14 protein-coding genes are annotated in these 11,818 nt (G+C 63.4%); 6 read left to right on the top strand and 8 right to left on the bottom strand.

From position 1 onward, the window contains the following. Positions 1-21: 21 nt before the first annotated feature. From pcaG to pcaC, 3 genes are read right to left on the bottom strand one after another with little or no spacing between them, the layout of a single operon-like run. Positions 22-591, bottom strand: coding sequence for a protocatechuate 3,4-dioxygenase subunit alpha (pcaG, locus tag ACMHLQ_RS09640; protein WP_415404567.1), 570 nt, complete (start codon positions 589-591; stop codon positions 22-24). Continuing rightward, entirely contained in the window at positions 591-1,313 is a 723-nt protein-coding gene (gene pcaH, locus ACMHLQ_RS09635; RefSeq protein ID WP_415404566.1) for a protocatechuate 3,4-dioxygenase subunit beta, read from the bottom strand. Before pcaH ends, pcaG begins: the two co-directional genes overlap by 1 nt. After that, positions 1,306-1,689 carry a 4-carboxymuconolactone decarboxylase gene (gene pcaC / locus ACMHLQ_RS09630; RefSeq protein ID WP_415404565.1) on the bottom strand — a complete coding sequence of 128 codons (384 nt, stop codon included), beginning with the start codon at positions 1,687-1,689 and terminating at the stop codon, positions 1,306-1,308. Before pcaC ends, pcaH begins: the two co-directional genes overlap by 8 nt. A 117-nt stretch (positions 1,690-1,806) precedes the next feature. Here pcaC and aspS point away from each other — a divergent pair, with 117 nt between their 5' ends. The 4 genes from aspS to ACMHLQ_RS09610 all read left to right on the top strand — a co-directional run bounded on the left by aspS (position 1,807) and on the right by ACMHLQ_RS09610 (position 7,040). Further along, positions 1,807-3,588: an aspartate--tRNA ligase gene (aspS, locus tag ACMHLQ_RS09625; RefSeq protein WP_415404564.1), complete on the top strand. Its 1,782-nt coding sequence runs from the start codon at positions 1,807-1,809 to the stop codon at positions 3,586-3,588. A gap of 94 nt (positions 3,589-3,682) precedes the next feature. Then, positions 3,683-5,074, top strand: coding sequence for a DUF1800 domain-containing protein (locus ACMHLQ_RS09620; protein WP_415404563.1), 1,392 nt, complete (start codon positions 3,683-3,685; stop codon positions 5,072-5,074). A 10-nt stretch (positions 5,075-5,084) separates the two neighbouring features. Next, positions 5,085-6,257 carry a DUF1501 domain-containing protein gene (locus ACMHLQ_RS09615; protein WP_415404562.1) on the top strand — a complete coding sequence of 391 codons (1,173 nt, stop codon included), beginning with the start codon at positions 5,085-5,087 and terminating at the stop codon, positions 6,255-6,257. A gap of 54 nt (positions 6,258-6,311) precedes the next feature. Then, positions 6,312-7,040 carry a GNAT family N-acetyltransferase gene (locus ACMHLQ_RS09610; protein ID WP_415404561.1) on the top strand — a complete coding sequence of 243 codons (729 nt, stop codon included), beginning with the start codon at positions 6,312-6,314 and terminating at the stop codon, positions 7,038-7,040. A gap of 4 nt (positions 7,041-7,044) precedes the next feature. Here the strand turns inward: ACMHLQ_RS09610 and ACMHLQ_RS09605 are convergent, their stop codons facing one another. Next, positions 7,045-7,764 carry a response regulator gene (locus tag ACMHLQ_RS09605; RefSeq protein ID WP_415404560.1) on the bottom strand — a complete coding sequence of 240 codons (720 nt, stop codon included), beginning with the start codon at positions 7,762-7,764 and terminating at the stop codon, positions 7,045-7,047. 127 nt (positions 7,765-7,891) lie between these two features. Between ACMHLQ_RS09605 and mce the strand changes: the two genes are divergently transcribed. After that, positions 7,892-8,296 (top strand): methylmalonyl-CoA epimerase, encoded by a 405-nt coding sequence (gene mce, locus ACMHLQ_RS09600; RefSeq protein ID WP_415404559.1) that lies wholly within the window; start codon positions 7,892-7,894, stop codon positions 8,294-8,296. Beyond that, complete coding sequence (locus ACMHLQ_RS09595; RefSeq protein WP_415404558.1) at positions 8,296-8,571, top strand: DUF1467 family protein; 276 nt, start codon at positions 8,296-8,298, stop codon at positions 8,569-8,571. Before mce ends, ACMHLQ_RS09595 begins: the two co-directional genes overlap by 1 nt. Here the strand turns inward: ACMHLQ_RS09595 and ACMHLQ_RS09590 are convergent. The 4 genes from ACMHLQ_RS09590 to ACMHLQ_RS09575 all read right to left on the bottom strand — a co-directional run bounded on the left by ACMHLQ_RS09590 (position 8,528) and on the right by ACMHLQ_RS09575 (position 11,764). Then, positions 8,528-9,247 carry an EI24 domain-containing protein gene (locus tag ACMHLQ_RS09590; protein ID WP_415404557.1) on the bottom strand — a complete coding sequence of 240 codons (720 nt, stop codon included), beginning with the start codon at positions 9,245-9,247 and terminating at the stop codon, positions 8,528-8,530. The two genes, ACMHLQ_RS09595 and ACMHLQ_RS09590, sit on opposite strands and share 44 nt — an antisense overlap. After that, positions 9,244-9,822, bottom strand: a complete 579-nt coding sequence (locus tag ACMHLQ_RS09585; RefSeq protein ID WP_415404556.1) for a nitroreductase — start codon at positions 9,820-9,822, stop codon at positions 9,244-9,246. Before ACMHLQ_RS09585 ends, ACMHLQ_RS09590 begins: the two co-directional genes overlap by 4 nt. Before the next feature lie 61 nt (positions 9,823-9,883). After that, entirely contained in the window at positions 9,884-10,990 is a 1,107-nt protein-coding gene (locus ACMHLQ_RS09580; protein ID WP_415404555.1) for a class II histone deacetylase, read from the bottom strand. Between the two features lie 285 nt (positions 10,991-11,275). Beyond that, a complete protein-coding gene (locus ACMHLQ_RS09575; protein ID WP_415404554.1) occupies positions 11,276-11,764 on the bottom strand; it encodes a VOC family protein in 489 nt (162 codons plus the stop codon). Positions 11,765-11,818 lie beyond the last annotated feature (54 nt).

Below are 11,818 nucleotides of genomic sequence, written 5' to 3'. Positions count from 1 at the left end.
AAACGGCCCGCGTTTTGCGTTTCAGGCGTCAAAAAACACGGTTTCGTTCGGCCCCTGCAGGTGGATGTCGAATCGGAAGTTCCCCTCACCGGTCTGCTTGGCAATCAGCGTCTCGCGCCGCGCCTCTTCCACCGCAGACAGCCACGGATCACTGCCCAGCAGCGGATCGCCGGGGAAATACATCCGGGTGTGCAGGCCCAGATTGATGCCGCGCGCCACGATCCAGAAGGTGACATGCCCCGCACCGCCACCCGTCGCGCCGGGCCGGATCGTGTCAAACCGCCACGCGCCTGTGGCCTGATCCGCAGGGCAACGCCCCCAGCCGGAAAACCCGCTGTTATCTTGCCCGAAACGGCCCAAGGCATCCGCCTGCCACATCTCGATCAACGCATCCGTCAGCGGCGCGCCCTGACCGTCAAACACGGTGCCTGCGATCGTGATCTGTTCGCCCTGCACCGCATCATCGCGCATCACGCTGCCCGGGTCGGTATCGTAAACCCCTGCGATACCTGAGAAATTCGGGGTGCAACCGATATGCACATAAGGCCCTGCCGTTTGCGACGGGCTTTCTTTCAGCCGTTTGGCGGTCATCAATTCCCCTCCAGCCGGTTTTCAAACAGGGTCGATCCGCGTCCGCGCAGCACGATATCAAAGCGGTGTGCGAGGGCGTCCATGGGGGCCGTGACCTCCATATCCAGCGGGGCGGTCAACTGGTCGATGGCCGCCGGATCGGCGATGGAACGCACGATGGGGCACAGGGGGATCAGCGGGTCGCCCTCGAAATACATCTGGGTGATCAGGCGCTGGCCAAAGCTGTGCCCGAAGACCGAAAAGTGGATATGCGCGGGGCGCCAATCGTTGGGGCCGTTGGGCCAGGGGTAGGGGCCAGGCTTGATCGTCATGAAGCGGTAGGCACCGTTTTCATCCGTGATCATGCGCCCACAGCCGCCAAAGTTCGGATCGAGCGGGGCCAGATACCCCTCCTTGGCATGGCGATAACGCCCACCTGCATTGGCCTGCCAGACCTCGATCAGCGCATCGGGCACCGGGCGGGCGTTTTCGTCCAGCACCCGGCCATGCACGATCAGGCGCGGACCGACCGCCATCTCGCCCGGCGCGGCAAAGTTGCAGATCAGGTCGTTGTCTAGGGGGCCAAGCATGTCGTGGCCAAAGGCGGGTCCGCTGTCTTCGCTTTCCGACGCGGTCACCATGACCAGCGGTTTTTGCGGAGACCGATATATGCTGGATTTGTAGTCGGGAAAGTAGGCCGCCGGGTGCCAGTCCCGGTCGCGTGGATTGAGGGGGTCAGTCATCTTCGCCCTCCATCTCGGCATAGGTCTGCTTGGCCAGTTTCAGCGCGTGATTGGCGCGGGGTACACCTGCATAGATGGCCACATGCTGGAACGCTTCGGCCACATCGCTGGGCGTGGCCCCTGTGCGGGCGGTGGCGCGGATATGCATGGGAATTTCATCGAAATTGCCGGTGGCCGCCAGCACCGCCAGCGTCAGCATCGACCGCTCGCGCAAACTGATCGCGTCACTGGCCCAGACCGTGCCCCAGGCGCCTTCGGTGATCAGTTCCTGAAAGGGGGCGTCCAAGGGCGTTTTGACCGCCTCGGCCCGGTCCACATGTGTGTCGCCCAGCACCTTGCGGCGCACGCCCATGCCCTTGGCCCATTTGTCCTCCATCACACCCTCCGCTTTTTGTCAGTGTTAGCACGGCCCAAACGCCGTTGTCGCCTTGACTTTCCACCCCCTGCCCGGTGTATCTGCGCCGATCTTGACACGCCCGAAGGGACCATACCCATGCATGCTTACCGCTCTCACTCCTGCGCCGCTCTGACCTCGGCCAACGTGGGTGATACTGTGCGCCTGTCGGGCTGGGTGCACCGGGTGCGCGACCATGGCGGCGTGTTGTTCATCGACCTGCGCGACCACTACGGCATGACGCAAGTGCTGTGCGACCCCGACAGCCCCGTCTTTGCCGAGATGGAAAAGGTGCGCAGCGAGTGGTGCATTCGCATCGACGGCACGGTCAAGGCGCGCGATGCGTCGCTGATCAACCCCAAGCTGCCCACGGGCGAGATCGAGGTCTATGCCCGCGACCTTGAGGTGCTCGGCCATGCCGCCGAATTGCCGCTGATGGTGTTCGGCGATCAGGAATACCCCGAGGAAACGCGCCTGACCTACCGCTACCTCGATCTGCGCCGCGAAAAGATGCAAGAGAACATGAAGCTGCGCAGCGATGTCGTTTCCTCGATCCGCAAGCGCATGTGGGACCGTGAGTTCCGCGAATACCAGACGCCGATCATCACGGCCTCGTCGCCCGAAGGTGCGCGCGACTTCCTCGTGCCGTCGCGCCTGCATCCGGGCAAGTTCTATGCGCTGCCGCAGGCCCCACAGCAGTTCAAGCAATTGCTGATGGTTTCGGGCTTTGACAAGTATTTCCAGATTGCGCCCTGTTTCCGCGACGAAGACCCGCGCGCCGACCGCTCGCCCACTGATTTCTATCAGCTCGACCTCGAGATGAGCTTTGTCACGCAGCAGGATGTGTTCGACACCATCGCGCCCGTGCTGGCCGGCGTGTTCGAGGAATTCGGCGGCGGCAAAAAGGTCGACGCACCCGACAGTTGGGAGCAGATCAGCTATCGCGATGCCGCGTTGTGGTATGGGTCGGACAAGCCCGACCTGCGCAACCCGATCAAGATGCAGGTCGTGTCCGAGCATTTCGCAGGCTCCGGCTTTGCCATCTTTGCCAAGCTGCTGGAACAGGACGGCACCGAAATCCGCGCGATCCCCGCACCCACGGGCGGCAGCCGCAAATTCTGCGACCGCATGAACGCCTATGCGCAAAAGGAAGGGTTGCCCGGCATGGGCTATATCTTCTGGCGCGACCAGGGCGAGGGGATGGAAGCGGCAGGCCCGCTGGCCAAGAACATCGGTCCCGAGCGGACCGAAGCCATACGCCAGCAATTGGGTCTGGGTGTGGGCGACGCGGCCTTCTTCCTTGGCGGCAAGCCCAAGGCGTTTGAGGCCATCGCGGGCCGCGCGCGCAACGTGATTGGTGAGGAACTCAAGCTGATCGACGAAGACCGCTTTGCCTTTGCCTGGATCGTGGATTTCCCGATCTACGAAAAGGACGAGGAATCCGGCAAGATCGACTTTGAACACAACCCGTTCTCCATGCCGCAGGGTGGGATGGAGGCGCTGCAGGGCGATCCGCTGAACGTGCTTGGCTTCCAGTACGACCTTGCCTGCAACGGCTACGAACTGGTGTCGGGCGCAATCCGGAACCACCGCCCCGAGATCATGTTCAAGGCGTTCGAGATCGCAGGCTATGACGAGGCCGAAGTGCGCAAGCGGTTCGGTGGCATGGTCAACGCGTTCCAATACGGCGCACCGCCCCACGGGGGGTGTGCGGCAGGGATCGACCGGATCGTGATGCTGCTCGCGGGTGAACAGAACATCCGCGAGGTCATCCTGTTCCCGATGAACCAACGCGCCGAAGACCTGATGATGGATGCCCCGTCCGAACCGACAAGCGACCAGCTGATGGAACTCGGATTGCGGGTGATCCCGCAGGATTAAGCAGGGATTTGCGCACAATACCCTCGCAGGCGGTGTAAACCGGCCTGCAAGGTGCTATGTTTGGGGCTGATGATAGCTGTCAAACGGTGTTGGCGTGCGCAATTTTGATCCTCATCTTGCTGAAATCCGGTTCGGGTTCGGCCTGTCGCCCGTGATCGCAGCGCCCAGCAGTCCGGATGCCATTCTGGCCGGGCTGGGGGGCGCCGATGTGATGGCCCAGGAGTTTCCGGTCGAGCCGTTCAGTGCCTTCAGATTGCGGATGGTCGAAGCCCAGAAACAGTGGCGGATCAGGCGGATGAACCGCGGCACCGAACAGGCCGCCGCCGCGCGCAAAAAACGCAACGAATTGAACAAGGAAGCGCGGATCGCGATGTTTGTCTGGCTGACCCAGACCATGTTGCGCCGCACCTATGCCGAAACGGCCTTTCGCGAACGCCTTGTCGCGTTTTGGGCCGACCACTTTACCGCCATGGGCAAGCGGGGCGTGATCCGGCGCGCCACCTCGCCCTATGTCGAAGACGCGATCCGCCCCTTCATCGCGGGCAATTTCGAGGATTTGCTGCAATCCGCAGTGATGCATCCATTGATGCTGGACTACCTCGATCAGGCCAAATCCATCGGCCCCAACAGCGCCCGCGCGATCAAGAAGGGGCCGAACAAACCCTCTGGCCTGAACGAAAACCTCGCCCGCGAAGTCATGGAACTGCACACGCTGGGTGTCGATGGCCCCTATAGCCAGGAGGATGTGACACAACTGGCCGAACTTCTGACGGGCCTCACCTTCGAGGCCAAGAACGGGTTCAAGTTTCGCAAGGATTTTGCCGAGCCGGGGGCCGAAACCGTGCTGGGCGAGACCTATGGCGAGACGCCAAATGCGGAGCCTGTGCGCGCCGTGCTGCGCGACCTTGCCGCCCATCCCGCAACGGCGCGCCATATCGCGTGGAAACTGGCCGTACACTTTGTCGGGGATGCGCCCGACCCCGACTTGATCGACACACTCGAGGCGGCCTATCGCACGCATGACGGCGCCCTGATGCCCGTCTACGAGGCGCTGTTGACCCATCCCGCCGGTTGGAACGCGCCGCTGTCGAACTACAAACCGCCCATTGATTTCATGTCATCGGCCATGCGCGGTCTGGCCGTGCCCAAGGATGCATTCGAGGGACAAACCGAAAACCGGTTGCGCAACATGTTTGCAGGCCCCCTGATCCGCATGGGTCAACCCTGGGAACGCCCGGTGGGCCCCGACGGTTGGCCCGAAGAGGATGAGGCATGGATCACGCCCCAGGGCCTCGCGGCCCGCGTGTCCTGGGCCATGACAATGCCTGAACTCATCATGGGCGCGCTGCCTGATCCGCGTGCCTTTGTGGACGCGGCGCTTGGCCCCTATTCGGGCGATGCAGTGCGCTTTGCCGCCGCAGCCGCCGAAAGCAAACCCGAGGCCATTGGCATTGTGCTGATGTCGCCCGCATTTCAACGTCGATAGGAGCCTGCGCATGGCCACCTCACTGTCACGTCGTGATTTCCTTCTGCGGTCGGGGGTGATCGGTTGTTCTCTGGCGGCAAGCCCCCTGTTCACACCCGTCAGCTTTGCTGCGACTCCGTGGGACACGCGGTTGGTGGTCATCATCCTGCGCGGCGGCATGGATGGGCTGGACGTGGTGCAACCCTATGGTGATCCCGCGCTGGCCAAACTGCGGGGCAGCCTGTCTGGCGGTCCGCAGGCCGGGGCGCTGGATCTGGACGGATACTTTGCCCTCCACCCAAACCTTGCCCCGCTGATGCCCATGTGGAACGCGGGCCATTTGTCATTCGTGCATGCGGTTTCCACGCCCTACCGCAACAAACGCAGCCATTTCGACGGGCAGGACCTGCTCGAGGCCGGGACGGCCGAGATCGCGGGCGTGCGCGACGGCTGGCTGAACCGCATGTTGCAGGCCGTGCCCGGTGTGACACCGCAAACGGCCTATTCGATCGGGCGCAGTGATATGCGGCTGATGCAAGGGGCGGCGAACGTGGCAAACTGGTCACCGGACGCCGAATTCAACCTGAGCCCGCAGGCCGTGCGCTTGCTCGAACTGGTCACCGAGAATGACCCGGCAATGCACGCGGCACTGTCCGAGGCGCAGGTGCTGTCTGCGTCGGGGTCCCAGATGACGGACAAAAAAGCGCCCAATCACGTCGAGATCGCGGAATTTGCAGCACAACGCCTGTCAGAAGAGGCGCGGATCGCCGCGTTTTCCCTGAACGGCTGGGACACGCACAGCAATCAGGATCGGTTCCTGGGCATCGCGCTGGACCGGCTGGCCGAGACGCTTGTGACGCTCAAGGGCAAGATGCGCGGCGACACGTGGAAAAAGACCGCTGTTGTTGCAATGACCGAATTCGGGCGCACCGCGCGCCAGAACGGTACGGCAGGGACGGATCACGGCACTGGTGGCCTGATGGTGCTGGCCGGTGGGGCGGTGCGCGGTGGGCGCGTCTACGGCAACTGGCCGGGTCTGAGCGAAGGCGATCTTTTCGAAGGGCGCGACCTGATGCCGACGGGCGATGTGCGCGCCCATGCGGCTTGGGTGATGCGCGGTTTGACCGGGCTCGACAAGGGCGTGCTGGAAAGCGCGATCTTCCCTGGCCTTGATATGGGCAGCGATCCCGGCCTCATACTCTGACCTTCAGGGTTGAAACTGCTTGGCCTTGGACGGAACTCTGCCTAACGTCCTGCTATGACCGGGCTTTATACTCCTCACGCGACCCCTGTTCCGGGTTGGACACCGCCGCCTGCGCCGGATGACCAGTCCGGTTTGACGGGCGTCTACTGCCAACTGGAACCGTTGGTTGCCGAAACCCAAGCGGCGCTTTTGTACCGATCCTATGTCGGGCAGGACCACGTGTGGGACTATCTGCCATACGGCCCCTTTTCATCCTCGTCCCAATACCACCGCTGGGTGCGTGAGGTAGAGCAGGACCCGGACCTGCAGTTCTATGCCATCCGCAACATCGCAAGCGGTGCCTATGAGGGCGTTGCAAGCTATCTGCGCATCGCTCCCGCTGCGGGCAGTATCGAGGTTGGGCACATCAATTTCAGTCCCGCCTTGCAAAAAACCCGCGCCGGGACCGAGGCGCTTTATCTGATGATGGCCTGGGCCTTTGATGCCGGATATCGGCGGTTCGAGTGGAAGTGCAACGCGCTCAACCTCGGCTCACGCCGCGCGGCACAGCGGCTGGGCCTGAGCTATGAGGGCGTGTTTCGCCAGGCGGCGGTCGTCAAGGGGTGCAATCGCGATACCGCCTGGTTCGCCGCCATCGACGCCGAGTGGCCCGCGCTGAAAGAGGCGTTTCGCGTTTGGCTCGACCCTTCCAACTTTGATGCGGACGGCGCGCAACGCGAACGGCTTGCCGACCTCACGCGCCTTGTGCGTGTTGCGGATGATCCGGCGCTGTCGGGGGGCTAGCCCCTCAGATCGCAATCTTTTCCGACAGCCGTTCCTGCACCAACCCTGCAACGGTTGCCGCCTCCGAGGCGGCGGAATCGCCGCGCGCACGCTTGGCCGCCAGCGCGTCCGTGGCAAGGGCCAGTTCCTGATCCTGCGCACTGCGGGCCACGCCGCCGAGGAATTGCGCGACATAGTCCAGCGTGCGCGTGTCGCTTGCGCCTTCCAGCACGTCCGCCACATGGGCCATGTCATCGCGATAGGCGATGGGGTCAGGTTCAACGACATCATGCGGCACAGGGCGCGGCCCGGTGGGCTGTCTGTCCGGGGGCAGGTGCGACAGGATCGTGTCCTGAAACACGGCCAGCGACACCACGGGTTTGCCAAGGTAGCCATCGGCGCCCGAATCCAGCACGACAACCTCACTGTCAAAGTCACCGGAGGTGCCCAGAATGACGTCCGGGCGACTGGGCCCTTCCGCCAAATCGCGGATCAGATCCGCGCCGTTGCCGTCGGGCAGGCCCACGTCGATGATCACGACCGAGGGGCGGTAGACCTGCAAATGTCGCCGCGCCGCGCGCAATGTGTCGGCGCGTCGAATGCGCGCACCGCTGCGCAGACACAGCAACCGCATCGCCTCACAGGCGAAACGGCTGTCTTCGATCACCAGCACCGTCAGTCCCAACAAGGGGCGCATCGCAGTGGGGGCAGGGTAGTTGGGCTTGAACGGGTCCGTCGTATCCATCACATCCTCCGGCATGTCTAAGCCCACATCGTTACGCAACCATGACTAACAGTGCGTTAACGCGCGCACTTGCATGGGATCGGACCCTTGGCGATAAGGGCGCAACCCGTGAAAAAAGGAGCATCTGATGATCGGTCGCCTGAACCATGTCGCCATCGCCGTCCCCGACCTCGAGGCCGCAGCCGCGCAATATCGCACCGCGCTGGGTGCCAATGTCGGCGCACCCCAGGACGAGCCTGACCACGGCGTGACCGTCATTTTCATCGAGCTGCCCAACACCAAGATCGAGCTGCTCTATCCCCTGGGCGATGACAGCCCGATCAACGGTTTTCTGGAAAAGAACCCCTCGGGCGGCATCCACCACGTCTGCTACGAGGTCGACGACATCATCGCCGCGCGCGACCACCTCAAGGCGAGCGGGCTGCGCGTGCTGGGCAATGGTGAACCCAAGATCGGCGCCCATGGCAAGCCGGTGCTGTTCCTGCATCCCAAGGACATGAACGGCACCCTGACCGAGCTTGAGCAAGTCTGATGGGCATTACGTCGGCCCTGGTTCTCTATGCCGTGATCTGGTGGATGTGTTTCCTGATCGCCCTGCCGATCAAGGTGCAGACCCAGGGCGATCTGGGGCAGGTCGAGCCGGGCACCCATGCAGGTGCGCCCGAACACCATCACACCCGGCGCAAGGCGTGGATCGTGACCTGGGTGGCCCTTGTTTTGTGGGTGATCATCGCCGGGATCATCGTATCGGGATGGGTATCGCTCAGCGATATGAGCTGGTTTGACCGGTCGCTGGAGCCCCTGTAAGCCGGTGATACAGATGCGTGAACGTGGCCGCCCCGATGATCGGGATCAGCAGGTTCACCAGCGGGATCGAAAGCGGGATCGCCATCAGCGTACCGGCCAGCCAGATCGTCCCATTGTGCGCGCGGCGTAACTCCTTGGCCTGCGCGCGCCCCACGCGGCGGATGGCGGCGAGGGTAAAGTATTCCCGTCCCAGCAAATACCCGTTCAGCCCCCAGAAGATGAAGATCGCCGCCGGTGGGAACATCACGTAGAGGATCAGCGCCAAGATGTTCGCGCCGATCAGCACGCCGAGAAAGTTGATCGTGTCGACCACCGCATCGCCGAAGGGCACGTTGTGCGCGGGCGGTAGCTGCGGATAGTGGCGGTCTTCGACGGCTTGGGCGACCTCGTCCAGAAACATGGATGTGATGGCCGAAGCCACTGGCATCATGAGGAAAATCGACAGCGCGAAGAAGAGAAAGAAGGACCCCCAGGTCACGATGTCATCCAGCCATGTGATCGTTCCGATCCAGGGCACCGTGACACTGTCCGAGGTCAGGCTGCCGATCAGCCAGACAAAGCCGGACGTTGCCCCGATCAGCAGCGCGACTGTCAGCACAAAGCCCAGCAGCAACACACGGCGAAAGCGCCGGTCGCCGATCTGACCGAGGGCTGCGAAGAAGGAGGCGAGGATCATGTCTCCACCCACTCGGTGATGGTGCTGATGTCGGGGCGGGGACGCTCTGGCGGGGCGCTGGTTTCTGTGCCGATATGGATCAGGCCCGCGATGCGTTCATGGTCTTCCAGACCCAATGCGGCTTGCATGAACCCGCGGTCATGGCTGGGCCATCCGCTCAGCCAATTGGCACCCCAACCCGCGGCGAGCGCCGCGTTGAGCAGGGCAAGGCAGACCGCCCCGGCGGAGTAGGTCTGTTCCAGAGCGGGGATTTTGGGCGAGGGTCTTTGCACCTCGATCACCGCCACGGCGAGGTGTCCCTGGTCGAACTGCGCGCGCCCCTTGGCGATCTGTTCTGCTTCCAGATCAAGGGCTTGGCCGCGCTCTTCGGCAATCTTGGCCAGCCTTGGCATCGCGCCTTTGCCCAGCACTATGAACCGCCAGGGTTCCAGTTTTCCATGATCGGGCGTGCGCGCGGCTGTCGTCAGCAGCATCTCCAATGTCGCGCGATCAGGCACCGGAGCGCACAAGGTCTTGGCCGGGCGCGACCGCCGTGTCTGAAGGAAATCGAGGGCCGCAGGATTTGGGGTGGGCATATGTTACGCCTTTTTACATGTTGGGGATCATGTCGTGGCTGCAGGCTGCGACGTCAAGGGGTTAGAGGCCGAGTTCGGTGGCCATGTGGTCGATTTCACCGCGCAGGAACGCATCGAACCGCGGGCCGGGCTGGCGGTTGGTGAGTGCGCGTTTCATGGGGTCTGGGGCGGTGATGTCACTGCCCGAGAGGGCCTCGAGCGTGGCGTGGCCGCAGAAGGGTACGTAGATTTCGGAATAGCCGCCCTCATGGCAGAGGACCAGTTTCCCGTCGCAGAGGCGCTGGGCCAAGGCTTTGATCTTTAATGTCATTTGGCGGAAGGTGTCGGCGGTGGCGAGCATCCGGGCGAGGGGGTCGACCGCGCCTGCATCATAACCGCAGGCGACGATGATCAGGTCGGGCTGGAACGCCTCGATGGCTGGCACCGCGACCCGGTCGATGGCGTGCAGATAGGCGGTGTGCCCGGCCCCCGCAGGCAGGGGCAGGTTGACGTTGAACCCGGCGCCCGCACCGGTGCCGCGATCCGCTAAGTTGCCGGTATCCAAGGGATAATTTCCCTCTTGATGGAAGGACAGGGTGAGCACATCAGCGCGGTCATAAAAGATCGCTTCGGTCCCGTTGCCGTGGTGGACGTCCCAATCCAGGACAGCGACGCGCAGGTCGGGGCGGGTGGCCTTGGCGGACTCGATGGCGATGGCGATATTGGCCAGCAGGCAGAACCCCATCGGCCCGTCTGCGACGCAGTGGTGGCCGGGCGGGCGGGTGAGGGCATATGCGTTGTCGTGACTGCCTGTCAGCACGCCCTCGACCGCCGCAACAGCGAGGCCTGCGGACAGGGCCGCGATCTCGTAACCGCCTTGGGCAAAGGGTGCGTGGTGGCCGATCTCTCCGCCGCCAGTGTCCGACATCTCTTTGAAAGCATTGAGATATTCTGTGGGATGCACACGGCGCAACTGGTCTTGCGTGGCGGCGGGGGCGGTCATCACCGACAGGTCCCCGGTCAGGCCCGTCACGTCCATCAGGTTCTTCAGCCGTCGCTTGGTTTCGGGGCTTTCTGGCAGGCCACCGGCGGCCAGAGGTTGGACCAGACCGCCCAGGGGCACGGTAAAGGCGTAGTTGCCGCCTGCGTGCCACATGGTGCGTTCGTCCCAGTAGAATGCCGTGCTCACCCGCGCTCTCCCTGCCAAGTACGGGGCGCACCGTGCCCAAGCGGGGGAGGTTGTCCACCATCACCGTGCGCTGTGTTAACGGGGCCTTTGAGGGCCCTCCGGACGCGTTGCGTGGAGCGAATTTGGCCAGAAATGCACAGGTTTCCCCGGAAAATGTACGTTTTTGCGAGGCCGTTCTGGCCCGAAATCCACCGGTTTTTCCCGAACTGTGCAGTTTGTCCGTCAAAGTGTTCACTTTCTCCAAGACCTGCGCGAACCCCCGAGAAAAAGGGTTAATGCGGTCGATTATGTCGCAGCTTCGGCCAGCAGGGCGGCGACGTCGAGAGGGGCGTTGACCATGGCGATCCGCCCGTCCGGATCGCGTGGCCAGTCGTCGCGCGGGCGGTCGCGGTACAGCTCGACCCCGTTGCCGTCCGGGTCGCGGAAATAGACGGCCTCGGACACGCCGTGATCTGCCGCGCCATCGAGGGCCGTGCCATGATCCAGCACCCGCTGGAGTGCAGCGCCGAGCGAGGCGCGGTCGGGAAAGAGGAAGGCGCTGTGATAAAGCCCGGGCGCGCGTTCCGGGGCCGGGCCCGCCCCGCGCGAATGCCATGTGTTGAGACCGATGTGGTGGTGATACCCGCCCGCCCCGAGAAACGCGGCCTGTTCGCCATAGCGCTGTGTCAGGGGAAAGCCGAGCACGTCGCGGTAGAAATGGATCGCGCGGTCGAGGTCGGACACCTTGAGGTGGATGTGTCCGACCGTGGTGGTGGCTGGAACAGTTGCGGGCATGGTCTGTCTCTCCTTGTCAGGGACACATAAGGAGCGGCGCATGTCTGCGCAAAG

The sequence above is a fragment of the Tateyamaria algicola genome, assembly GCF_047715485.1.
Lineage (GTDB): Bacteria > Pseudomonadota > Alphaproteobacteria > Rhodobacterales > Rhodobacteraceae > Tateyamaria.
The sequence above is the reverse complement of the archived record's forward strand: the minus strand, read 5'-3'. Positions and strand labels throughout refer to the sequence as shown.

Bases quoted from the DNA above. Each gene is read 5' to 3' on its own strand.
- ACMHLQ_RS09585 (WP_415404556.1), bottom strand. From the start codon at position 9,822: ATGCCCACCCCAAATCCTGCGGCCCTCGATTTCCTTCAGACACGGCGG.
- ACMHLQ_RS09590 (WP_415404557.1), bottom strand. From the start codon at position 9,247: ATGATCCTCGCCTCCTTCTTCGCAGCCCTCGGTCAGATCGGCGACCGG.
- ACMHLQ_RS09610 (WP_415404561.1), top strand. From the start codon at position 6,312: ATGACCGGGCTTTATACTCCTCACGCGACCCCTGTTCCGGGTTGGACA.
- pcaH (WP_415404566.1), bottom strand. From the start codon at position 1,313: ATGACTGACCCCCTCAATCCACGCGACCGGGACTGGCACCCGGCGGCC.
- mce (WP_415404559.1), top strand. From the start codon at position 7,892: ATGATCGGTCGCCTGAACCATGTCGCCATCGCCGTCCCCGACCTCGAG.
- ACMHLQ_RS09575 (WP_415404554.1), bottom strand. From the start codon at position 11,764: ATGCCCGCAACTGTTCCAGCCACCACCACGGTCGGACACATCCACCTC.
- ACMHLQ_RS09595 (WP_415404558.1), top strand. From the start codon at position 8,296: ATGGGCATTACGTCGGCCCTGGTTCTCTATGCCGTGATCTGGTGGATG.
- ACMHLQ_RS09615 (WP_415404562.1), top strand. From the start codon at position 5,085: ATGGCCACCTCACTGTCACGTCGTGATTTCCTTCTGCGGTCGGGGGTG.
- aspS (WP_415404564.1), top strand. From the start codon at position 1,807: ATGCATGCTTACCGCTCTCACTCCTGCGCCGCTCTGACCTCGGCCAAC.
- pcaC (WP_415404565.1), bottom strand. From the start codon at position 1,689: ATGGAGGACAAATGGGCCAAGGGCATGGGCGTGCGCCGCAAGGTGCTG.
- pcaG (WP_415404567.1), bottom strand. From the start codon at position 591: ATGACCGCCAAACGGCTGAAAGAAAGCCCGTCGCAAACGGCAGGGCCT.
- ACMHLQ_RS09605 (WP_415404560.1), bottom strand. From the start codon at position 7,764: ATGGATACGACGGACCCGTTCAAGCCCAACTACCCTGCCCCCACTGCG.